The following is a 24,445-nucleotide window of genomic DNA, read 5'->3' on the forward strand; positions in this document are numbered from 1 at the left end:
AAAGTTCTTTATACCCTTTGAGGTAGCTCTACCACAGAGCCGTATCAGTGAATTGATATATTATAAATATTTTTGATGTATCAAATGGACAAAATATTGAATTTGTTATTTCATTTCGTGATTATATCTAATGCTGTTATAGGACAAAATTTTACAGTTGAAGGTATAATTACTGATAGTAAATCTATGGAGCCAGTGCCATTTGCTAATATCTATATAGATGGGACAACTTTTAGTGCGATTAGCAATGAATCTGGAAACTTTAAATTATTGAATTTTCCGAAATTGCCATATAAAGTGATAGTATCGAGGCTGGGATACTATAAAAGTGAAATAGAAATTAATTCTAATTCAGATAAATGGCGCGTTATTGAATTAGAGCCTAAATTACATGAATTAGATGAAATAGTTGTAAAACCAACTAATATCAATGGATGAAAAAAATATGGAAAGATATTTTTTGAAGAATTTATTGGGACTTCAAAGTTTTCCAAAGAATGTAAGATATTGAATCCTGAAGTTTTAGAGTTTAACTTTATTGATTCTACTAATCAATTACATGTTAAATCTGATGAGGAAATAATAGTACAAAATAACGCACTTGGATATAAAATTAAATATTCATTGTCTTATTTTGTTAAAGACTATTCGAAAAATTTTTCTTACTATGAGGGTTCTACTTTATTTCAAGATTTATCCCTTGAAGAAAATAATAAAAAAATTATTGAAGTATGGAATATAAATAGACAAAAAAGCTTCAATGGTTCGTTGCATCATTTTTTCAAATGCCTGTATAGTGGTACTATTACAGAATCAGGGTTTAGAGTTAAACATTATAACGAAATTGGAACAGGAGAATTTTTTAGTAGAATATTTACTTTTACAGATACAATTTCCTTCAACAAGGAAAATATGTTATACGATTTACTTAATTCAAAAATACCTGTAAGCTCAGATAAATCAGTGGTAAAGCAAATTAAGTCTTTACAACCTATCTTGCATAATTGGAGAGCGGTGATGAATAGAAATGAATCACTGGATTTTACTATACCATTTACTGCGATTGATAAGAATTTAAAGATAATAGTACGCAAGCATGATAATATGTCGAATCTTTTTATTTATTATTTAGAAGATAAGGATGTAGTTAAAAAAAATGATACTTATTTGGTGCCTGATACTAGTTTTCAAATCGGAAATACTTTAAATATATCAAATTCTGCCATATATAAAAATTTATCCTTTAAAGGTTATTTAGTGATTTCGTATATGTATGAAGAAGAAGAGAGAGAGTATTTATATTATGTGCGTTCATCATCCCGAAAAAGCGATTATCAAGTTTCACGAATATCTATAAATGGTGATCTGCCCGTTAGATTTTATTCAAATGGGTATTATGAGCCAGTCGATAGGCTGAATACTGAAAAATATTGGAGTTATGAAAAAATTGATAAGTTACTACCTATTGATTATGTCAACTCTCAGTAATAAAGGGCTTTGTTGCATGGCTCCTAGTTAGTCAGAATATCAAGATAAAATGATCCTGATATTGTATTTTTAAGGAATCAATTATGTACTTAAAGAACAGAACATTGCGGAGAATGTAGGAGTTGCTCAGCCTACAGATGAACTAGGGGGCCTGGCACAGAAAAGCCATCATTACTTTACAAAGCCATCATTACTTTACATAGTATGTAGAAGTAAAGCTAGTGTAAAATATGTTCCTTTAATGTACATTATGCTCACCCTGATGGGCGAAAAAGTAGTAGGCAAAGAAAAAATAGTTGTATTTTTATTTACTATTGACTATTCCTACCTTTTTACCTTCCATTGTTTCACACCACTGTATATCAGTATGCACACTGTTACCAGAAAAACCCTCTTTCCCATCCTTAGCTTTATCCTGCTGCTCTCGGGCTGCGTAGACAGCTACGACCCGCAACTGCCGGGGAATCTGGATGTCGTTATCGTGGATGGTACTATCAATAACCTGCCTGAGCAGCAGGTCATCCGGCTCAACCGCTCCAAAAGCGACCCCATCAACGGCAGGCCCGGCTTTATGGCCCTGACCAAAGCCAAAGTACAGGTAGTTGTAGACTCCGCTCAGGTCATTGAAGCCCACGAAACATACGATGGCGTCTACTACCTTCCCAGCGACTTCCGGGGTCAGACCGGCCACGCCTACCAGCTGCGCTTTACCCTCAGCGATGGTAGTACTTACCAGTCTACTCAACAGATCATGCCGGATGTACCACCCATTGGGAAGGTACGGGTGGAGTTCAACCCGACCAGTCTCTCCCCTCCCCTAATAGACGGATACCGGGCAGCGCACGACTTTTACATAGATACACAGGACCCGGAGGGACAACCCAACTACTACAAGTGGGACTGGAAGCTCTGGGAAAAACAGGAGTGGTGCCGTACCTGCTACCAGGGTATATATTCCATTGATACGGTACTTGTTAATTATTCTCCAACTGGGACCCTATCTTATATTACGGGTAATCAGCTATTTGAAGATTGTTTCTACCCTACATCGAACTATTTCTCAGGGAGTGTATTACCCGACTGGGTTTATGATTATAAGTGCCGGACCAAGTGCTGGGCCATTTTTGCAAGTGTAGAGCTTAACCTTTTTGCCGATGGTTTTACGGATGGAGCCATGATCAGTAACCGTAAAATCGCCCGGATACCTTTTCACCAACGGACTGGTGGTTTGGTTGAGCTACGGCAATCAAGTCTTACTCCATCGGCCTATCGCTTCTATAAGGATTTCCAGGAACAAACCCAGAATAGCGGCGGAGTGGCTGACCCTCCCCCTACTGCTTCAATAGGAAATGTGCAGAATGTCGCAAACAGTACAGAATTAGTAATAGGCTTCTTTACCGCTTCGGGCGTTGCTTCGGTCCGGCATTGGCTTGACCGCAAAGATGCCCGGGGCGTCCCATTGGGTTTGTTTATGGCATTGAAAGGAAGGGAACCGAATCCAGAACCTGAATCACCAATAGTTTACTTGTTTGATACAAAATCCCGCAGCCGCCCCTACACTGCTGTATGTGTAGATAGCGAGAAGCAAACCTCCTATATGCCCCAGGGGTGGCGGAATTGAAATGGTTTTACCTCCAACTTATCCACCAGATAAAATAAAGAGATCGATGCAGCTCCTGGCAAGTAAAGTACTAGTGCTACTGAGCATCTTATATCTGCTGCTGCTCTCGGGCTGCGTAGACAGCTACGACCCGCAACTGCCGGGGAATATTGATATAGTCATTGTTGATGGTACCATCAATAACCTGCCCGAGCAGCAGGTCATCCGGCTCAACCGCTCCAAAAGCGACCCCATCAACGGCAGGCCAGGCTTTATGCCTCTTACCAATGCCAAAGTACAGGTAGTTGTAGACTCGGCCCAGATAGTGGAAGCACACGAGACAACTGATGGTGTCTACTACCTTCCCGCTGATTTCCGGGGACAGACCGGCCACGCCTACCAGCTGCGCTTTATACTCAGCGATGGAAGTACCTACCTCTCCACCCAACAGGTGATGCCCAACGTACCTGCCATTGGACAGGTAAGAGCCGAGTTTAACCCTAATAGCCTTTCCCCTACCCTGCTGGATGGCTTCACGGCAGCGCATGACTTTTATCTGGACACGCAGGACCCGGAGGGGCAACCCAACTATTACAAATGGGACTGGAAGCTCTGGGAGAAACAGGAGTGGTGCCGTTCTTGCGAGAAAGGTCTATACTCCATAGATACTGTAGAGGTAAAATATTCAGCAAATGGATTTATGTACTTTGAGACTGGTAACCAATTATTTGAAAAATGTTTCTACCCACCTCTTTCGGTCAATACTGGTAACATACGACCTTATTGGATCTATGATTATAAATGCCGGACTAAGTGCTGGGCTATCTTTTTTAGTGCTGAACTAAATCTCTTTGCCGACAGCTATTCCGACGGTATACTTATTTCTAGCCAAAGAGTCGCGCAGATTCCCTTCTACCAACACGGTGGCTCCCTGGTAGAGCTGCGGCAATCAAGCCTTACGCCCTCGGCGTATCGTTTTTTCAAGGATCTGGAAGTGCAAACCCAGAACAGCGGTGGCGTGGTTGACCCACCCCCAACTGCCTCGGTAGGTAATGTGCAGAACGTTGCTAACCGCCGCGAGATAGTAGTTGGGTACTTTACGGCTGCGGGCATTGCTACGGTCCGGTACTGGCTTGACCGGAAAGATACCCGAGGCGAGCCCCCAGGTTTGTTCCTGGCTATGGTAGGACGCGAACCTACCCCCGAGCCTCCTCCTCATGAAGGAACAATTGTTCAAATTCTTGATAAAAACACCTCCCGCAGTCGCCCCTACACGGCTGTATGTGTAGATAGCGAGAAGCAAACATCCTATATGCCGCAGGGCTGGCGCGAGTGAAATGGTTTTACATACAACTTATCCACCAGATAAAATAAAGAGATCGATGCAGCTCCTGGCAAGTAAAGTACTAGTGCTACTAAGCATCTTATATCTACTGCTGCTCTCGGGCTGCGTAGACAGCTATGATCCGCAACTGCCGGGGAATATTGATGTAGTCATCGTAGACGGTACCATTAATAACCTGCCCGAGCAGCAGGTCATCCGGCTCAACCGCTCCAAGAGCGACCCCATCAACGGCAGGCCCGGCTTTATGGCCCTGACCAAAGCCAAAGTACAGGTAGTTGTAGACTCGGCTCAGGTTATTGAAGCTCACGAAACCGTGGACGGTGTTTACTACCTTCCCTCCGACTTTCGGGGGCAAATAGGCCACGCCTACCAGCTGCGCTTTACGCTCAGCGATGGTAGTACCTACGAGTCCACCCAACAGGTGATGCCCAACGTACCTGCCATTGGACAGGTAAGAGCCGAGTTTAACCCTAATAGTCTCTCCCCTACGCTACTGGGCGGCTACACAGCAGCGCACGACTTCTACATAGATACACAGGACCCGGAGGGGCAGCCCAACTACTACAAATGGGACTGGAAGCTCTGGGAAAAGCAGGAATGGTGCCGCTCGTGTGAGCAGGGACTTTACTCGATTAATAATGTACTGATTAAATATGATGATAATGCACAACGCTTTTTTGAAACCGGTAACTTACTGTTTGAAGATTGTTTTTATCCCCCTCCACCATTAAATACTTATGAAAGATTTCCCTATTGGGTCTATGATTATCGATGTAGGACCAAATGTTGGGCTATTCTGTCGAGTAAACATTTAGACATTTTTGCAGATAATTATTCTGATGGACATTTGATATCTAATCGAAAGGTGGCACAGATTCCTTTTTACCAGCATGATGGTTGCCTGGTTGAACTTCGGCAGTCAAGTCTCACCCCCTCCTCCTATCGCTTTTACAAGGACCTTGAAGAACAGACACAGAATAGTGGCGGTGTAGCTGATCCGCCTCCCACGGCTTCCATCGGGAATGTGCAAAATATTAATAAAAAGCGCGAGATCGTAGTAGGGATCTTTACCGCCTCGGCCGTTTCTGCGATTCGTTTTTGGCTCGACCGTAGTGATACAAATGGTACGCCTCCGGGTTTATTTAGATTATTAGTTGGTCGTGCACCCATTCCTGAACCAGTCGCCCCAAACGGTCCATTTTACAATATTATCGATAAACATACCTCCTCATCCCGCCCCTACACAGCTGTATGTGTAGATAGCGAAAAACAAACCTCTGCCATACCAAAGGGGTGGCGCGAGTGAAATGTTTTTACCTCCAATTTATCCACCAGTTAAAATAAAGAGATCGATGCAGCTCCTGACCAGTAAAGTACTAGTGCTACTAAGTGTATTATATCTACTGCTGCTCTCCGGCTGCGTAGACAGCTATGACCCGCAACTGCCGGGGAATCTGGATGTCGTTATCGTGGATGGTACTATCAATAACCTGCCCGAGCAGCAGGTTATCCGGCTCAACCGCTCCAAAAGCGACCCCAACAACGGCAGGCCCGGCTTTATGGCCCTGACCAAAGCCAAAGTACAGGTGATTGTAGACTCGGCTCAGGTCATTGAAGCCCACGAAACCGTGGACGGCGTTTACTACCTTCCCGCTGATTTCCGGGGACAGACCGGCCATGCCTACCAGCTGCGCTTTACCCTCAGCGATGGAAGTACCTATGAGTCTACCCAGCAGGTCATGCCGGATGTACCTCTGATTGGACAGGTACGGGTGGAGTTTAATCCCAGCAGCCTATCCCCTACGCTACTGGATGGCTACACGGCAGCGCACGATTTGTATATAGATACACAGGACCCGGAGGGGCAGCCCAACTATTACAAATGGGACTGGAAACTTTGGGAAAAGCAGGAATGGTGCCGCACCTGCTACCAGGGCGTATACTCTATTAATAATGTTGTCGAGGTTTATAATAATGCTGGAACGAGATCTTTTAGACCTGGCAACGATTTATATGAGGATTGCTTTTATCCACCCGCCTCCCATTTTCCTGGTAGAATCATACCTGATTGGACCTATGATTACAAATGTCGTACGAAGTGCTGGGCTGTCTTTTTGAGTACCGAATTAAATCTCTTTGCTGACGGTTATACCGATGGTGCCTTGATCGCTAAACGAAAAGTAGCAAAAGTTCCTTTTTACCAGCACCACGGATGCCTGGTAGAGCTGCGGCAATCGAGCCTTACCCCATCAGCATATCGCTTCTTTAAGGACTTACAAGAGCAGACTCAAAATAGCGGAGGAGTCGCCGACCCGCCTCCAACGGCGTCCATTGGTAATGTACAGAATCAGGGTGACCCGAATGAGTTAGTGGTGGGTTATTTTACCGCTTCGGCTGTCTCGACGCAAAGGTACTGGCTCGACCGCACCGATACCCGTGGTATACCCTACGGAGGAGGAGTGGATGAGAAAGGCAACTATGTTGCGGGGATGAATGAGCTATTTTATGCTATGTTTCGCCGTCTACCCAATCCTGAACCCTCACCTCCCAATACACCCATTTTTCAAATAATTGATCTATCATCCCGCAGCCGCCCCTACACGGCTATCTGTGTAGATAGCGAAAAGCAAACATCCTATATGCCGCAGGGGTGGAGGGAGTGAGGAAGGCAGCCGATTAAAAGTATTCCTATTGAAGAAAAAGACCTACCCAAAGAAAACTTATCTGCATTATGAAATCCCTACCCTACTCTTTTTTCTGTTTATGCAAACTACTTGCTGTCATCTTATTTCTCGGCTGTACCAACCCTTCTAAGGAAAATAGTACTACTACAGCAGCAACTGAACGTAGCGATGAAACCATTGAACCCGGCATTATTCACATCCAGTTTGTTGATAAACCAGAGTTCAACAGTATTCTTCATACTAAAACCAAGCGCAACAGGGAAAGGCTTGACTATATAGCTTTGTACGATGATTTTGAACGTGAGGACTTTCGATTTAATGAAATTGCAAAAAATAAGTCAGTAACTTATCCGACAAAATCTAATCGAGTAATGATTCGACGATACTTAGGCTTTTTCGAATTTCAGGACTTCTTGGTACATAAAGGCGACTCATTGGTTATCAGCTTCGATCACAGTAAGCCAGTCGTCATCAAACGTTCATCAGGTACCTATGCCCCACAAGATCTGAATGTCGAAACCCTAATCAACAAAAAATATCCGGATGCCTACCTGACGGCGGGTATGGCAGATGATACCCGAAATGTAGCTTTCAAGCATTTTTTTGATGATCCAGAAGAAAACAAGAGGCAAAGTGCCAGGAAAGGCTATGAAAAAGGGGCCTATCTTGAAGAGCTGGAAAATAAAATGGGTGTCAATCTCCTCTCATCTGTTGAAAATTTAAAACACAACAGCCAGCAAATCCTCGATTCACTACGTAGTCACAAACAAATTTCAGACGAAGTTTACAAGTTCTATCAGCAAAAGTACTCCAACCTGCTTTTGAAACTTGAAATCATGGCCGATTCGCTCGATTCAACTCAGGCTGCGAAAGAGCTAAACAGTAGATACGCCCGTCAGAGTTATCAGGATATTTATTTTAATCAATGCCTGGACAACTTTGAAAAGAAATACATCACATCCAAAGCAAAGTGGACCGTTTCCAATCAGTATAATCTTAAAGACCCGAAGGAAAGCTTCACCCTGGCAAAAGGTATATCCGGGCTTAGTCCTTCGGTGAAGGAACAGTTGCTTTTTGCGAGTTTGGGTAAAGTTGATCTATTTTTTCCGGACGAAACACAAACCTACCTGAAGGCATTTGTAAATACAGTGAAGGATACTACGCTCATTAAGAAAGCGCTTGCTAAGTACCAGAAAGATAAACTGCTTAATAAAACTCCATCCAATCTACATTTATTGACCCTAAACAGAGAGCAGATTACCATAGAAGAGTTACTCAAAAGTAAGAAAGGGAAAGTTATTTACCTGGACTTCTGGGCCAGTTGGTGCGCCCCCTGTATTGAAGAAATGCCGCATTCCAAAGATCTCTTTCAAGTCTATGAAAATAAAAACCTGGAAGTAGTATTCGTTTCCCTGGATGATAGTTTTATGAAATGGGAAAAAGCCTCCGAGCGGTTAGGGGTTAATCTGACGATGAATAGTTTCAGGATTCTGGGACCAGAGAAATCAAAGTTCCTTCAGGAGCACAAACTCACCACTATCCCCCGCTACATGGTTGTGGATAAAAGCGGTAAAATTATCAACGCTAACGCCCCCTGCCCCAGCGACCCGAAGGTACGACAGGTGCTGGACAGGGCGCTGGAGGAGTAGGTAAAAACTAACAATTGGATTGATATTCAACAGAACAAATCTTCACTATTGCGGCACTAGATCCTTTTCCAAACGTAGTAAACATAAAAAACTTATGCGAGCCCTCCATTTGATATTAATTCTCCTTTCTGGTTGTACTAATTACTCAGAAAATGATAATAAACCTACCAGTACAACCACAGAACCTTTACAGCGGAGTTTCCCGGACTCTATCATGCTTCAAGTTAGCACCAATCCAATAGACCATGAATTGCTTTTTCGGGATGAGTTCGATAATTATGTAAACTTCCGGAAAGGGACTTATAAGCTTGCGGCTCCAACCGTAATTTCGGATGCGCACTGGAAACATCAAACCTACTTTATGATTTTTCAGCCACTCGATAGCATTACGTTCATTCGAGATAGCAATGATAATTTTTGGACAGCAAAAACTAATGACGTCAAGATGGACAAGGAGCTAAACTTCGACGTCAGTTATAGACGGGAGATTGCCCCAATTGTTGATTATGATGAATTTTATTTTAGTAAAACGAAGTACTCTAAGAATGGCACATTGCGCGATCTGGACATAGATTCTGTATTTAATAAAAAGAAAGAGTATTTGAATCATTATCGAAAAAAGTTCGGACTTAGTTCTGATTTTGAAGAAGCATGGCAAAAGTTCATTAAATATGAAAAAGCCTATCAAAAATTAACGCTTAGCAGACCATTTACTAAATGGGACAATAGCTACTTGGTAAGTTTAAGTAGCTATTCAAAAGGTTTGAGTGACGATAAAAGCTTGTTCATTCCTTTCTACCGAATGGCATTATGGAACTCTCTGTCGATAGATTACTACCTAAGTACGGGTTTTGAAAAAGCATCTCTAGTGGACTATTTCAATCACATAGTGGATAAATTTAAAGGAGAAACCCGCGACTATCTTTTAACTTTTCTTTTGGTGGCCGCAAAATCCAAGACATATTCAATTGCCTCTAGCCAGTCAGAATTTAATTCACAACTCAACAAATATTATAAAATTTGTAAAAACGATGAATACAAAAACTACATTATACAAAGTGAGGCTCTCAGTAATATGACTTTTGCAGAAGGGCAACTAGTAAATATATCAAAACAAAAGGTAAATCTTTCAGGAGTTATATCTAATCACACCCTCACCTACGTGGACTTCTGGGCAAGCTGGTGTGCACCTTGTCGAGCTGAAATGCCTGCTTCAAAAAAGCTAAAAGCTATGTACGAATCGAAGGATGTACAGTTTGTGTACTTGTCGGTGGACGAGAACCCAGCAGCCTGGGAGCGGGCTATGAAGCAGCTGGGGCTGGCGGATAAAGAGAGCTTTCTAGTACCCGATCCAGCCAACTCTGGCTTCACCATGAAGTTCAAGCTCAAAGAAATCCCGCGTTACGTTCTTCTGGACAGGCAGGGAAACGTACTGGATGCAAATGCTCCCCGCCCCAGCGACCCGAAGGTACGACAAGTGCTGGACAGGGCGCTGGAGGAGTAAGTGGCTTGATTCATTTGAAATAAAATACCGATAGCCAAAAGAAAAACTAATTCCCAGGCAGCTCCCTAACTTGCCCTTTGCAATCTTAACGCCTTCATTTGGGGCATCATTCTCAGCGTTTAAAACGCGAATAGATACAACCCCGGCGGGGGACCGGCCCGATTTCAAATCTGGGTGAGTGTTTCGGACTGTACCTTTCCTGTGCCGCTAAGCTACGCCGGTAATTAAGCGCTTATCCGGGTTTTATTTGTATTTTCGTAGTTCAAAAACTAACGAAGTACCCATTCATCAACCTAAACAAGTTCTTTAAGTACATGCATAAATACACCAAAGGTCTCTTGCTCGGGGCCGGATTCCTGGGGAGCTTTACCCTGGGCTCTTTTTTAACCATTCACCCGCCCCGCCCCCTTACGACCGAACTGGTTGACAAAGCCTCCGAGGTATTCGGATTGGAGTTTACCGAAGCCGAACGCGACTCCATGCTAACTGAGCTTATTGACACCCGGGAAGGTTACGAGAAAATGCGAAAAATAGAGCTTACCAACGATATTTCCCCCGCGCTGGACTTTAATCCGTTGCCCACCGGCTTTACCATTGACCAAACCAAAAAGCCCTTTCGCCGCAGCCCCGCCGGTAAGGTAGTACTACCGGCCAATCGCGATGACCTGGCCTTCTTTACCGTTTCTGAGCTATCGGAGTTGATCCGGAGCCGTCAGATCAGTTCCGAGGAATTGACAAAATTCTACCTGGCCCGCCTAAAGAAGTACGATCCAAAGCTGCACTGCGTCATTACGCTGACGGATGACCTGGCGCTGACGCAGGCCCGAAGGGCCGACGCGGAGATCAAGGCGGGTAAGTACCGGGGTCCCCTGCACGGCATCCCCTACGGAGCCAAGGATTTGCTGGCTAAACGGGGCTACAAGACTACCTGGGGGGCCATGCCTTACAAAGACCAAACCCTGGATGTAGATGCTACTGTTATCAAGCGACTGGAAGAGGCCGGGGCGGTACTTTGTGCCAAACTGACGCTGGGGGCACTCGCCTGGGGTGATGTGTGGTTCGGGGGCATGACGCGAAACCCCTGGGCGCTGGAAGCCGGTTCCAGCGGCTCGTCGGCGGGGTCGGCTTCGGCGGTAGCTGCCGGCCTGGTACCTTTCGCCATCGGCACCGAAACGCTTGGCTCTATAGTATCACCTTCTACTGTATGCGGTACCACCGGCCTGCGGCCCACCTTTGGCCGGGTAAGCCGCTACGGGGCCATGGCCCTGAGCTGGAGCATGGACAAGATTGGCCCCATTACCCGCTCGGTAGAAGACTGTGCCTATGTATTTAACGCCATCTACGGTCCCGACGGGCAGGATGCAACCATCATAGAGGCACCTTTTAACTACGCGCCGCTGCAAAGCCTGAAGGGTACCCGTATTGGGTACTTAAAGAAAGCTTTTGAGGCAGATTATCCCAATAAAGCCAACGATCAGGCTACCCTGGAAACCCTGCGCAAGTTGGGAGCAGAACTGGTACCTATGGAGCTACCATCGGGCTATCCGGCCGGTGATATGACCATTATTCTGTCGGCCGAAGCGGCCGCCGCTTTCGACGACCTGACCCGCTCCAACCGCGACGACCTGATGGTGCGGCAAATCAAAAATGCCTGGCCCAACGTGTTCCGGGCGGCCCGTTTTATACCGGCCGTGGAGTACATCCAGGCCAACCGTCTGCGGACAAAGCTCATCCAGGATATGTACCGGACGCTTAAAGCAGCCAATGTAGCAGTGTACCTGTCACCGACTTACGGGGGCGGCAACCTGACCATTACCAACCTGACGGGGCATCCGTGCGTGGTACTTCCCAACGGTTTCAGTCAGAAAGGTACTCCTACCAGCATTACTTTTATGGGACAACTTTTGAAAGAGGAAAAAGTACTGGCAGTAGCCAAAGCTTATCAGGACGCCACCAACCACCACCGCAAGCACCCGGCTTTAGACTAGAAAGCTACCAATCCCAGAAGTCCGGGCACAATAATTTTCTTATATGTAGGTATACAACAAAACTACATATGAGATTACTGTGCATTTTACTACTATTCATCTTTTTAGGATCAACCAAAAACCTGCATGCCCAATATACCGCTCCTCCAAAAGTATACCTGAACTGTACGACCAATTGCTATGATGATTACGTAAGGTCAGAATTATCTTTTTTTGATTTTGTGCGGGATAGGTATGTTGCCGATATTGAGATACTTATCAGCCGGATCCGCACGGGTTCGGGAGGGCATGAGTATACCCTTACTTTTTACGGTCAGAATAAGTACGCAGCTATAAATGACACAATTAAGTTTGACACCCAGCAGGCTGACACCCAAGATATTATTCGCACATCATTGGTTAAATACATAAAGATGGGCCTGATCCGGTACATACTTGATTCAGATCTGATGAAAACGATATCTATAGATTTTCCGGAACGACAAGCTATCGCTGTTGTACCGGTACCAGACAAGTGGAACTTTTGGGTATTCCGGCTGGGCGGAAGGGGCTCATTCAACAGTGAAAGCAATAAAAAAAATACCTCAATCCGTACCGATCTTAGTATTAACCGGGTTACCGACGCCTCCAAGTTTTCTGTGTACTCCTATCATAACCAGTACTTTAACCGCTATGTCGTAGACGGAGAGGAGGTAACTGCCCGTAATACCAACTATGGACTTTCGGGTTTGTACGTAAAGAGTTTTTCCGACAACTGGTCGGCCGGTGGATTTTACCGGGGCTACCACTCCGTTTATCAGAATATACGCTTCAGCCATAGCGTGGCTCCCGCACTGGAGTACAGCGTGTATCCGGTTTCGGAAGTACTCCGGCACCAACTCAGGTGGGTATACCAGGCTGGTATTCGTAAGCTTAACTATATCGAAACCACTATTTTTGATAAGCAGCAGGAAACACTCCCCTACCATCAGTTGTCGGGTATCATGGGAATTACCGAACTCTGGGGATCGTTTAGTGCGGAGCTAAGTGCGTACCAATATTTACACGATTTAAGCAAAAACAGCCTAAGTCTGGAAATGGACCTGAACTGGCGGGTAGCCCAGGGACTTTCGGTCTGGCTAAACAGCAACATAAGTCTGATTAATAATCAAATATCACTGGCAAAAAGTGAGGGAGATGCCAGCCAGATCCTGCTCAATAACCGGCAGCTGCCCACTAATTTCAGATTCGGTTCTTCATTCGGGATGACCTATACTTTTGGTTCCATTAGTAATAATGTAATAAATCCGCGATTTTCGGGGGTTGATTAACCCCCTTCTTTATGCTTGACCGCTACTTTGCCCTGACTGAAAACGGTACCAGCGTACGTATAGAACTAATAGCCGGGCTGTCGTCTTTCCTGGCTACGATGTACATTATTGTGGTCAATCCGGCTATACTCAGCCAAACGGGTATGCCATTCGGCGGGGTACTTACGGCTACGGTTTTACTCTCCTTTTTCAGTAGCCTCATGATGGGGCTGTACGCCTGCAATCCGCTTATTGTTGCGCCCGGCATGGGGCTTAACGCCTTCTTTACCTTTACGGCTGTTAAAGGAATGGGGCTGGCCTGGGAAACGGCCCTGGGTACTGTATTTTGGGCGGGAATTATTTTTCTGCTGTTGTCCCTTCTTAACGTCAGAACGTTACTGCTTCGGGCCATTCCCCAGCCACTGCGTCACGCTATTGCCGCCGGAATCGGCTTTTTTATTGCCCTCATCGGCTTTACCAACGCTGGTTTTATTGTGGGCAATCCCGCCACACTGGTAGGAATGGCCCGGGCTGACAATGCTGTTGTCCTGACCTTTATTATTGGATTATTTCTAACGGCGGCCCTGGTCGTGCGGAATGTAAAAGGAGCCATTATTATTGGAATAAGCGTTACTACTTTGCTGGCGGCCTGCATTGGGAGGGTATGGGGCGGTGATACGCCCCTTATCAACTGGGGCGGCTGGGTAGCATCGCCGGACTTTAGCCTGCTCTTCCGCCTCGACTTACTGGGGTCTCTGCGGTGGTCGCTCTGGCCGGTTATCTTCGCCTTTGTCTTTACGGACCTCTTTGATAGTCTTTCTACCTTTGTGGGTGTAGCCGAGGCCGCCAATCTGAAAGATGTGAACGGCGAACCCCGCCACGTACAAAAGTCCTTACTGACCGACGCCGTAGCTACTACCCTGGGCGGACTCCTGGGTACCAGTCCGGGTACCGCGTACATCGAGTCAGCGGTAGGGATAGAGCAGGGAGGCCGCACCGGACTGACGGCAGTATTTGCCGCGTTGTTTTTTCTGCCGTTCATGTTCTTATCGCCGCTGCTGGCGGTGATACCGGCTATTGCTACGGCCCCGGCCCTAATTATTGTGGGCGTTTACATGATTCGCCCGGTGGTACGTATTAACTGGATGGCGCTGGATGAGGCCATACCTGCTTTTCTGGCGATGGTACTTATCCCGTTCAGCTATTCCATTACCCAGGGTATTATTTGGGGATTTCTTAGCTGGACCTTTCTTAAAATCGCCACCGGCAAGTACCGGGAACTCACCCCTACCCTGCTGGTTATTGTTGCCTTTGCTATTCTATCGTTATTTACCACTATTCATTAATAAAGTACCATGTACCAACTACCAAAGCGCGCTGTTGCAGCCATTTGTATTCTTGTTTTCCTGGCGACGCTCCCTGTCTGTAATGCTCAAATCTACAAGCCTCGTCCGGTCACGGCTCTTTTGGGGGCGTTCAATGATGAGGTGAAGCTGCTGGAGCAATCCGTTAAAAAAGCCAAAAAGCACACCATTCATGGCATTCAGTTTACCACCGGTGAGCTAAACGGTCGCCAGGTAGTAATAGCCCTGACCGGAATTGGAAAGGTAAATGCGGCCATGACTACCACGCTGGCTCTGCAAAACTTCAAACCTTCGGAGGTTATCTTTACGGGAATAGCCGGTGGCCTGAACCCGGACCTACTGCCCGGTGATATAGTCATTGGCCGCGAAACCAGCCACCATGACTTCGGCTACATTACTTTCCAGAAGCAGGCGACCCGCCAGACCCGCAACCCCATTACGGGCGAGTTTAACCCGGATTTTTTTCCGGCCGACTCCGCTTTATTAAGCAAAACGCTAACCTCCGTGAAGCGGGTACAACTGGAACCTACCGCGGCGAGTCGCCGGGCACCTAAAGTCATAACGGGTCGTATAGTAACGGGAGATGTATTTGTGTCGTCTGCGGAGAAAGTAGAGCAGCTGAGAGCCGACTTCGGGGCCGATGCTACCGAAATGGAAGGTGCGGCGGTGGCTCAGGTATGCTGGCAGCAGCAGGTACCCTGCATTGTTATTCGCAGCCTGAGCGACAAGGCCGACAGCAACGCCCGCGAGGATATGCTCAACTTTGTAAAAGTAGCGGCCCGTAATTCGGCGGCTTTGGTGGTTGAATTGGTGGGATTACTTAAATAAGATCTTGTACTCGTTTTGTGCCGCCTTGCCGGCACAGTAGATACCCAGCGCAATAAGGTAATGATTGACATCCAGCGGGTGCAGGGGCAGCGACATGGAGGAGGCCTTGGCCGCCAGGGCCAGCAACATCATGGAAAATACCACCCAGAGCGCACTTTTTTGTTTTCGTAATAATCCTAAACAGGCTATCAGAAGCGTGATAACCAGGCACAGAGGCTGAACTACCTGCACCATAACCCCCAGATTAAACCAGGATAATCCAAAATAGACGCCACTCCCTGCCCCAATGGTACCCCAGAAAGTCAGTCGTCCGGTTTCGGTGAGCATAATTAATCCCCACGACGCCACTACCATACATACGGCCCCCAGGGTAGACTCGAGCCGCTGCAGTGAACTATGAATAGGCTGCAGCCAGTCAAACCCGGCAAACAGGAATACCCCTACCAGCGCCGTCATGGCAATACTCATTATAAAAATCCCCCAAAGCAAACGGTCATAAATGGATTGTCTCTGGAAAAATATCAGGTACACAGCTAAACCTGTAACGAATAGAATCAAATCAGATAAAACGTGAGTAATCATCATGGAAAATCTAGCTTTGGAACACGTAACTGTAAGGGAGCAATTTACAAATTAGTTGGTACATTTTGCTACTTAGGGCTTTTCGTTCTACTTTTACCAAAAAAACCGATCTAACACATGAGCGTTTTAGTTAATAAAAATTCAAAGGTTATAGTACAAGGTTTTACTGGTTCAGAAGGTTCATTTCACGCCCAGCAAATGATTGAATACGGTACCAATCTGGTGGGAGGCGTAACCCCGGGCAAAGGTGGCCAAAGCCATCTTGACCGTCCGGTTTTTAATACGGTTGATCAGGCCGTTCGCTCGACCGGCGCTGACGTATCAATCATATTTGTACCCCCTGCTTTTGCCGGAGACGCTATCATGGAAGCCGCTGACGCGGGCATAGGTGTTATTGTTTGTATCACCGAGGGTATTCCTACTAAAGATATGATGATGGCCAAAAACTACCTGGTTGGCAAAAACTGCCGCCTGATTGGCCCTAACTGCCCGGGTATCATTACCGCCGAAGAATGTAAGGTAGGTATCATGCCCGGCTTTATTTTCAAAAAAGGTACTATTGGTCTGGTGTCCAAGTCAGGTACCCTTACCTACGAAGCCGTTGACCAGCTAACACGCGCCGGTTTAGGCCAGACCACAGCCATCGGTATCGGCGGTGACCCTATTATTGGTACTACGACCAAAGACGCCGTAGAACTGCTAATGAACGACCCCGAAACAGAAGCAATTGTTATGATCGGTGAAATCGGGGGAAGCATGGAAGCAGACGCCGCCCGGTATATTCTTGAAAACGGAAATAAAAAACCGGTTGTTGGCTTTATAGCCGGACAAACTGCTCCCAAAGGGCGCCGGATGGGCCACGCGGGTGCCATTATCGGAGGCGCTGACGATACGGCTGAGGCCAAAATGCGAATTATGAGAGAGTGTGGAATCCACGTGGCTGAATCACCGGCGGTAATCGGTGAAACCATGCTGGTTGCTTTGGGTAAGAAATAAGTACTTCTACTATATTTATAGAAAAGGGCTGGGGAAACTCCGCCCTTTCTTTCTGGCAATGAAAATTTTTCGTTCACTGCTCTTGTTGGTTCTTACCGCCGCCGGACTACTTGTTCCGTTTTCCGTACAGGCTGTAAATGAGGTGGGGCCTGGTAAAAAGTACTTTCTGGTTTATGATTACCAAAACGACTGGCTGGTGTATAGCACGCGGTACCAGAACTTCGTTCCTTACTCCCGCTCCCTGCACGAGGAAGCGCTGTCGGTCAGCTTGCTGGTTGACCTTTTAAAAAACCGGCATTATACCCTGCTGGTACAACCCCAGGAGCAGAACTACCTGTTTATAGAAGGGGCTCTTCAGAAGAAGATTGAGGCCGGGCAATGGCTCGAACTGAACATGGACAGCCTTTTCCGCACCTACAAAAAGGAAGAGATACTACTTACTTTGTATGGCTCGAGTGGAGCCGAGAGCAGGCAGGTACTGGTAGCCAACCTGAAAACGGCGAGCCCGGTCGCCATTGGAAACGCTACCACGTCCCTCATTAATATCAAACCAAAACCTACCAATCCTTTCCGGGATTTTTCGGCCCTGATCATGCTTATTCTGCTTATCATGAATGTGCTGGCCTTTACCTCTGCTCCCCTTTCATTCCGGCGGTTTATCAATCTTCTTGACTTCCTTGAACGGGATGAACGGAACGAGATGAATAAAATCAATAAACCGTTCAGCGCGCATGTTATCTTCTTTACGGCCTTACTAAGTTTGGTAATCAGCTACCTGCTCGTAGTGTCTAACAATAACGGTATCAATTTATTTTCAACTGGTACTATCCTGACCGGAGGAGACGACCTGCCCGAACTGGTCACGGATTATTTCACCCTGTTCGCCATCAGCTTTCTGCTGTTTTACCTCAAATACATCTATATGTCTCTGGTGGGTGGAATGCTGAACCTGGATAGCGTGGTGAGTATCCATTACTTCAAGAACATCCAGCTTTCCTACCTGTTTTTTGGTAGCTGCGCCATTTTCCTATTCTCCTACTCACTCTATAACCCCCTGTGGAGCGTTGATCTGGAAAGCTCGTTACTGGCTCCTTTTGTGATATTTTACCTGCTCCGGTTCATTTCGCTTTACATTCTTATCAAGCCCGTCGGGTCTTTTATAAATCTGTATTTATTTTCATACCTTTGCGTCATCGAAATCATACCCCTCATCATCGGTGTAAAGTTTGCCCTTTGAATGAATGGCACTGTTTCGAAGGGATAACTAATGCTGATAATAAATGAGTGAGACCATTAAATTTGATCAGGATCGGCTCACCAGGGTGACGAGTATACTGGTAAGCCAGTCGAGACCTGCCGATGAAAATTCCCCCTATTATGAGTTAGCCCGGAAGTATGGTATAAAAGTCGATTTTCGACCCTTTATTCAGGTGGATGGCATTTCGTTCAAAGAATTTCGCAAACAGAAGGTCAACATCCTGGATCATACGGCCATTATTTTTACCAGCCGCAACGCTATTGACCATTTCTTCCGGATCTGCCACGAAGGAAGAATTGAGGTACCGGCCGACATGAAGTACTTCTGTATTTCTGAACAAACCGCCAATTACTTACAGAAATACATTGTAATCCGGAAACGGAAAATTTTTTCCGGGACAAAAACTGCCGTTGAGCTCATAGAACTGATTCGTAAACACAAGAACGAGAAGTTTCTGTACCCTTGCTCCGACGTCCGCAAAAACGACATTCCGGAATTTGCCGATACCGAAGACCTCCATTTTACGGAAGCTACCATGTACCAGACGGTATCGTCGGACCTGTCGGATCTGGAAGATGTGTACTATGACATTATTGCTTTTTTCAGCCCGTCGGGTATCAAGTCCCTGTTTGAAAACTTCCCGGATTTCAAACAGAACAAAACCCGTATCGCTGCTTTTGGCCCTACTACCGCCAAGGCAGTCGGAGACGCCGGGCTATTTCTGGACATCCAGGCGCCTTTGCCCAACGCTCCTTCCATGACGGGAGCGCTGGAACTGTACATCCGAAAGGCGAATAATCTTCAATAAGTTTTTATTAAACAAAAGGCCGGGAAAATTTTCCGGCCTTTTGTTTATTTCTCAATTTTTTCCGTGATTATGCGTTATTCTCTAAACTTTTGGGCGGTGGAGCAGTATTTTACAGAGATATGTTCATGGTATGACTTCAACCTTTATGATTCGCATTTTTTCTACACCTTTGCTGACAGCAGCCTTCCTGTTGTTGTCAAACTGGGCTTTGGGTCAGCAGGACCCGCAGTTTAGCTTATTCGCGCTGAATCAGATTTACTTTAATCCCGCTGCTTCCGGAGCCGACGGCCTGACCCGTTTCCAACTGACGCACCGCGCCCAGTACGCTGGCTACCAGGGCACCTTTGACGATGGTGGAGCTGCCTCAACCCAGTTGTTTTCTTTCAGTGTTCCCATTAAAAATATAGGTATAGGCTTTTATGCTCTAAATGACCGTATCGGGCCGCTTACCAACCAGGACTTCCAGCTTTCGGCGGCTTACCGTATTCCGATGGCCGGTGGTAACCTGGCCGTGGGTGCCCGGGCCGGCCTGTACCGCCGGGCCATTGACTACAACCGCCTTCGCCCCGGCGAACCCGGTGACCCGCTCATCCAGACCGGGGTCATTTCGGAAATCCATCCGGATGCTTCCGTGGGGGTGCGCTACGAAACCAGCGCCTACTACGTGGGGCTTTCGGCCAATCACCTGCTGGGGGCAAGGTACCGGTTAGGCGCTGACGCCGCCACCAACCCTCTGGTACCTACCTTTTACCTCAACGCCGGCATGATCCTGGAATTTGGGTACCTGCTGCAGGTACAGCCTATCCTGCTGGTCAAGACCGACCTCAACGAGTTTTCAGCAGAAGGTGGTGCCATGGCTACTTATAACCAAAGGTATTGGGCGGGTGTGACCTACCGGCAGCAGGATGCCGTTATTGTTATGGCCGGGATAAATCTAATGCAGGATCAGTCGTTGCGGTTGTCAGGGGCGTACGATATAGTTGTGGGAGGTACCAGCGTGAAATCCCCGACTTCTTACGAAGTTCTGCTTTCCTACGCTTTACCGGCCCCGAAAGTAGGGAAAAAGACCATTGTACGCACGCCGCGCTTCCGTTTTTAGTAATTTTCAGGGCAGTATTTTATTTTTTTGGTTTTTGGCGTAGTTGTTGATACACACTTTGCGAACCTTACCATATCTTTGGAACTTTTACTAAGAATTACAGACGGGATATACGAAGACATTTAAAACGTTCGTTAGGACGAGTAAATATCAAACTTTTTTTAAAGGCAATTAGGCGTTTAGTAAAGTATACTATTCAAATACAGATTAACGTTTTTAGGACTGACATTAATTATACAAAATAGCAAAAGCCACATGAATGTAAACATGTTCTATCGGAACGGAGTCAAGAGCTTACTCGTGGTAGCCACACTTATGCTGATGCAGAGTTGTGGTTTTATCAAGGAAAAGTTTGGCGGAGGAAAAGGAGAGGAAAGCGGAGTTTCAAACGGTGAAATTACTGCCACAGCCCGTAAGGGATATCGTCAAACTACGCCTGCCGGAATGGTGTCAGTTCCTTCTGGCTCATTTGTAATGGGACAGGCCGATGAAGACCTGGCAGCCACTATGGTTAACATGAACCGTCGGGTAACGATCAGTTCATTTTATATGGATGACACCGAAATCACCAATCATGAGTACCGTCAGTTCGTTGATGCCCTCATGGTGGATTCTATTTCGGTGCTTGGCGAGGAGGAGATAAAAACCAAGTACTACCCCGATACTACCGTATGGAAGAAAGACTTTGCGTATTCTAACGGTGACCCCATGGTTGAGTACTACTACATGCACCCGGCTTTTGATACCTATCCGGTAGTAGGTGTGAACTGGCTGGCGGCTCAGTACTTCTGTCAGTGGCGTTCCAATCTTTACAATGACTACCGTTCAAAAGAAGGTTTGTTCTATTCGCCTTCCTTCCGGTTACCTACCGAAGCGGAGTGGGAATGGGCGGCTCGTGGTGGCCGCGCCAGTGCCAAGTACCCCTGGGGTAACCCTTACACAATGAACGGAAAGGGTTGTTTCCTGGCTAACTTTAAGCCTCAGCGAGGTAATTACGATGCCGATGGTTATCCTTATACGGCTCCGTCTAATGCCTATAATCCTAACGAATTCGGCCTGTATAATATGTCCGGAAACGTTTCGGAATGGACGCTTGACGCTTTTGCTGATAATTCCAATGCTATTATGTGGGATATGAACCCGAAGAATGAAGACCCAACCGAGCCCCGGAAAGTAATTAAGGGTGGTTCCTGGAAAGATGTAGCCTACTACCTGCAAACCGGTACCCGTAGCTACGAATTCGAGACTGAGCGTCGGGCTTTCATTGGTTTCCGCTGCGTCATGGACAACGTGGATGGGCGCCGTGGTGCCAGCAGCGGTCGTCGCTAACCACTCAAAATATAGGAAGCAGCTCTAAGCTGCTTCTTTTTTAACCCTTTCATCTAACTTTTTTTAATTCACTACTAATAATAATTTTTGTTAAACAATTGAATTTGTATGGCTAAGAACAACGGTTCCAGTTTTTTCTTCGATAAAGTACTGCCTACATTGTACAGTGCCGGTGCCGCAGTAGTAGTATTGGGTGCCCTTTTTAAAATTCAACACTGGGACGGTGGTAGCGAAATGCTAACCATCGGACTGGGTACAGAAGCAGTCATTTTTGCACTTTATGCATTACAAACATTTGCGCAGCCCGTTCAGAAAGAACCAGACTGGGCACGTGTATACCCTGAGCTGGCTGACGACTACGCTGGCGCTGGTGTTACTACCGGCAGAACAGTAGCCGTAGGTAACGGACTTACCACCGGTATGGATCAAATGCTGGCTGACGCTAAAATCACTCCCGATATTTTTGAAAATCTGGGTAAAGGTTTCCGTAACCTCTCTGACACCGTAAACCGGATGACCGACCTGACCGACGCCACGGTAGCTACCAACGAGTACGCTCACAATGTAAAGTCGGCCTCGGTGGCAATTAATGATATGAATAAGTCTTATGGTGTAGCCATCAATGCCATGTCGTCAATGGCTGACGCTACCCACGACGCCCAGTCATATCGGGAACAGTTCCAGCAGATTACCAAGAACATGGGCGCCCTTAATGCCGTATATGAATTGGAGTTGCAGGATACTACCAAGCACCTGAAAGCCATGAACGCTTTCTATGGCAACCTCACGGCAGCTATGGAAAACATGGCAGATGCTACTAAAGAATCGCAGGTGTTCAAAAATGAAATGTCTAAGCTGACTAACAATATTTCGTCTCTTAACAACGTCTATGGCAATATGCTGACCGCTATGCGGGGTAACGCCTAAGTACTTATTGAACACCCTCTTACTAAAAATAACCTTTCACTGAAAACTGATCACTGAACCATATGGCAGGTGGAAAAGAATCTCCCCGTCAGAAGATGATCGGAATGATGTATCTCGTACTGACCGCAATGCTTGCACTGCAAGTTAGCTCAGCTATTATCGAGAAATTCGTTCTTCTTAATAATTCATTGGAATTATCTTCTGGGGCAGCTAATAAAATAAATCAAGAAACCGTACTCAGAATAAAAGCCGCCGTTGAGAAATCGGGAAACCGGGCTGGCGATGTTGCGGTCATGAAACAAGCCGATGACGTACGTAAAGTTTCGGCCGACGTTATCAATGAAATCAATACGCTGAAGCAGCAAATCATTCAGGACGCCGGTGGTGGACTTAATGAGCAGGGAAGTATTGTAAACCCTGCGGAGGAAGACAAGGTAGCCCAGCTGATGATTGGTGGCAACAAAAACGGAAAGGCCTACGCCCTCAAGCAGCGCCTGAACGGATACGTGCAAACCTTGAATCAATACAGCCCGGAAACCTTCCAGCCCCTGGCGCTGGACGCCGCTCAGGACCCGGTAGCCCGTAACAATCCCGATCAGCGGAACAAGGACTTTGCCGAAATGAACTTTGCTCAGACTCCCGTTGCTGCCGCGCTGGCCGTACTGAGTCAGAAGCAAACCGATATCCGCCGCATGGAAGGTGAAGTACTTACTCACCTGGCCAGCAAGGTTGGAGCCGCTGATATTAAGTTTGACCGGATTCTGGCAATGATTAGTTCTGAGTCGAGAGTAGTAGCAGCCGGTACCAAGTACCGCGGCGAAATGTTCATTGCGGCATCGGCCAGTGGTATTACGCCACGCATGAGCCTCAATGGGGCGCCGGTCCGGGTTCAAAACGGAAAAGGGGTTATTGAATTTACTGCCCAGGGTGGTGGCTATAACGCCGAAGGTTTGGCGCGTCGGGTATTGACAGGTACTATTTCGTTCCCTACCCCCTCGGGCCGTGACACTACCGTTCGCCTTGAGCAGGAATATTTTGTAGCCAAACCTACCTACCAGATCGAAACAGGTACCTTACCTCCTTTGTATCTGGGCTGTTCGAACAAACTGAGCATACAAAGCCCGGCGCTGGGTGCTCTGTGGGCTCCAACTTTTGCCGCTGATGGTGCCGAAGTAATTTCAGGTGGTCAAAAGGGCAGAATTGTTATAGTACCAAACCGTACTCAGGTTAGTCTGCGTGTAAGCAACGGTGGCAACTTATTAGGTACTGAAAACTTCCGGGTATCGCGGGTACCGAAGCCTACCCTTGAATTAAGAGTTAATGGTGCTGTGGTAGATGTGCGTAGAGGTGTTCCTGCATCGGGTGCCCGTAGTATACAGGTACTTGCCGTAGCAGATGAGAGCTTTAAAAACTTCAATCCTGAGGATGCGCAGTTCCGGGTAGGGCAGATTCAGGTTTCCCTGGCCCGCGGGAACCGTCGGGTAGCCGGCCCTATTAGTTTAAACGGAGGCGGATCTATTTCTTCACTGGCACAACAGGCCGAAGCGGGAGACCGTTATGTAGTTGAGGTGCTAAGTGTACAACGCCGCAACTTCCGGGGCAATATCAGCGACGTAGAGATGGGTAATCAACAATTCCCGGTTCCCCTATACTGATTGTGCTTCTGCATCGTTATAAAGAAAAATTAAAAACACATCAGTGCTTATG

Annotated in this window: 20 protein-coding genes; 19 read left to right on the forward strand and 1 reads right to left on the reverse strand. The window is 46.7% G+C overall.

The window, feature by feature from the left end:
• Positions 1-117 precede the first annotated feature (117 nt).
• From VGN67_RS10220 to VGN67_RS10275, 12 genes are all read left to right on the forward strand, one after another.
• Complete coding sequence (locus VGN67_RS10220; RefSeq protein ID WP_327486717.1) at positions 118-438, forward strand: carboxypeptidase-like regulatory domain-containing protein; 321 nt, start codon at positions 118-120, stop codon at positions 436-438.
• 69 nt (positions 439-507) lie between these two features.
• The gene (locus tag VGN67_RS10225; protein WP_327486718.1) at positions 508-1,488 is read left to right on the forward strand and encodes a hypothetical protein; all 981 of its coding nucleotides are present in this window, start codon (positions 508-510) and stop codon (positions 1,486-1,488) included.
• A 367-nt stretch (positions 1,489-1,855) separates the two neighbouring features.
• Positions 1,856-3,109 (forward strand): DUF4249 domain-containing protein, encoded by a 1,254-nt coding sequence (locus tag VGN67_RS10230; protein WP_327486719.1) that lies wholly within the window; start codon positions 1,856-1,858, stop codon positions 3,107-3,109.
• Between the two features lie 46 nt (positions 3,110-3,155).
• Entirely contained in the window at positions 3,156-4,424 is a 1,269-nt protein-coding gene (locus tag VGN67_RS10235) for a DUF4249 domain-containing protein (protein WP_327486720.1), read from the forward strand.
• A gap of 46 nt (positions 4,425-4,470) precedes the next feature.
• A complete protein-coding gene (locus VGN67_RS10240) occupies positions 4,471-5,739 on the forward strand; it encodes a DUF4249 domain-containing protein (RefSeq protein WP_327486721.1) in 1,269 nt (422 codons plus the stop codon).
• Positions 5,740-5,785: 46 nt separating this feature from the next.
• A complete protein-coding gene (locus tag VGN67_RS10245) occupies positions 5,786-7,096 on the forward strand; it encodes a DUF4249 domain-containing protein (RefSeq protein ID WP_327486722.1) in 1,311 nt (436 codons plus the stop codon).
• A 68-nt stretch (positions 7,097-7,164) separates the two neighbouring features.
• Positions 7,165-8,766, forward strand: a complete 1,602-nt coding sequence (locus VGN67_RS10250; protein WP_327486723.1) for a TlpA disulfide reductase family protein — start codon at positions 7,165-7,167, stop codon at positions 8,764-8,766.
• A 94-nt stretch (positions 8,767-8,860) separates the two neighbouring features.
• A complete protein-coding gene (locus VGN67_RS10255) occupies positions 8,861-10,270 on the forward strand; it encodes a TlpA disulfide reductase family protein (protein ID WP_327486724.1) in 1,410 nt (469 codons plus the stop codon).
• Positions 10,271-10,584: 314 nt separating this feature from the next.
• A complete protein-coding gene (locus VGN67_RS10260; protein ID WP_327486725.1) occupies positions 10,585-12,258 on the forward strand; it encodes an amidase in 1,674 nt (557 codons plus the stop codon).
• Positions 12,259-12,326: 68 nt separating this feature from the next.
• Complete coding sequence (locus VGN67_RS10265) at positions 12,327-13,568, forward strand: hypothetical protein (protein ID WP_327486726.1); 1,242 nt, start codon at positions 12,327-12,329, stop codon at positions 13,566-13,568.
• An 11-nt stretch (positions 13,569-13,579) separates the two neighbouring features.
• Positions 13,580-14,893, forward strand: coding sequence for an NCS2 family permease (locus tag VGN67_RS10270; protein WP_327486727.1), 1,314 nt, complete (start codon positions 13,580-13,582; stop codon positions 14,891-14,893).
• Between the two features lie 9 nt (positions 14,894-14,902).
• On the forward strand, positions 14,903-15,739 hold the full coding sequence (locus VGN67_RS10275) for a 5'-methylthioadenosine/adenosylhomocysteine nucleosidase (protein WP_327486728.1): 837 nt from the start codon (positions 14,903-14,905) through the stop codon (positions 15,737-15,739).
• On the opposite strand, the gene VGN67_RS10280 is transcribed toward VGN67_RS10275, so the two are convergent.
• The gene (locus VGN67_RS10280; RefSeq protein WP_327486729.1) at positions 15,728-16,324 is read right to left on the reverse strand and encodes a hypothetical protein; all 597 of its coding nucleotides are present in this window, start codon (positions 16,322-16,324) and stop codon (positions 15,728-15,730) included. The genes VGN67_RS10275 and VGN67_RS10280 overlap by 12 nt on opposite strands.
• A gap of 114 nt (positions 16,325-16,438) precedes the next feature.
• Between VGN67_RS10280 and sucD the strand changes: the two genes are divergently transcribed.
• The 7 genes from sucD (at position 16,439) to gldM (ending at position 24,393) form a co-directional block, all read left to right on the forward strand.
• Complete coding sequence (gene sucD / locus VGN67_RS10285; protein WP_327486730.1) at positions 16,439-17,317, forward strand: succinate--CoA ligase subunit alpha; 879 nt, start codon at positions 16,439-16,441, stop codon at positions 17,315-17,317.
• A gap of 58 nt (positions 17,318-17,375) precedes the next feature.
• Positions 17,376-18,554 carry a DUF4271 domain-containing protein gene (locus VGN67_RS10290; RefSeq protein ID WP_327486731.1) on the forward strand — a complete coding sequence of 393 codons (1,179 nt, stop codon included), beginning with the start codon at positions 17,376-17,378 and terminating at the stop codon, positions 18,552-18,554.
• 43 nt (positions 18,555-18,597) lie between these two features.
• On the forward strand, positions 18,598-19,383 hold the full coding sequence (locus tag VGN67_RS10295; RefSeq protein ID WP_327486732.1) for a uroporphyrinogen-III synthase: 786 nt from the start codon (positions 18,598-18,600) through the stop codon (positions 19,381-19,383).
• 145 nt (positions 19,384-19,528) lie between these two features.
• Positions 19,529-20,482 (forward strand): type IX secretion system membrane protein PorP/SprF, encoded by a 954-nt coding sequence (locus VGN67_RS10300; RefSeq protein ID WP_327486733.1) that lies wholly within the window; start codon positions 19,529-19,531, stop codon positions 20,480-20,482.
• Positions 20,483-20,737: 255 nt separating this feature from the next.
• On the forward strand, positions 20,738-21,811 hold the full coding sequence (locus tag VGN67_RS10305) for an SUMF1/EgtB/PvdO family nonheme iron enzyme (protein WP_327486734.1): 1,074 nt from the start codon (positions 20,738-20,740) through the stop codon (positions 21,809-21,811).
• A 108-nt stretch (positions 21,812-21,919) separates the two neighbouring features.
• Positions 21,920-22,738, forward strand: a complete 819-nt coding sequence (gene gldL / locus VGN67_RS10310) for a gliding motility protein GldL (RefSeq protein WP_327486735.1) — start codon at positions 21,920-21,922, stop codon at positions 22,736-22,738.
• A gap of 62 nt (positions 22,739-22,800) precedes the next feature.
• Positions 22,801-24,393: a gliding motility protein GldM gene (gene gldM / locus VGN67_RS10315; protein ID WP_327486736.1), complete on the forward strand. Its 1,593-nt coding sequence runs from the start codon at positions 22,801-22,803 to the stop codon at positions 24,391-24,393.
• Positions 24,394-24,445: the final 52 nt, after the last annotated feature.

The sequence above is a fragment of the Telluribacter sp. genome, from assembly GCF_035998675.1.
Taxonomy (GTDB): domain Bacteria; phylum Bacteroidota; class Bacteroidia; order Cytophagales; family Spirosomataceae; genus Telluribacter.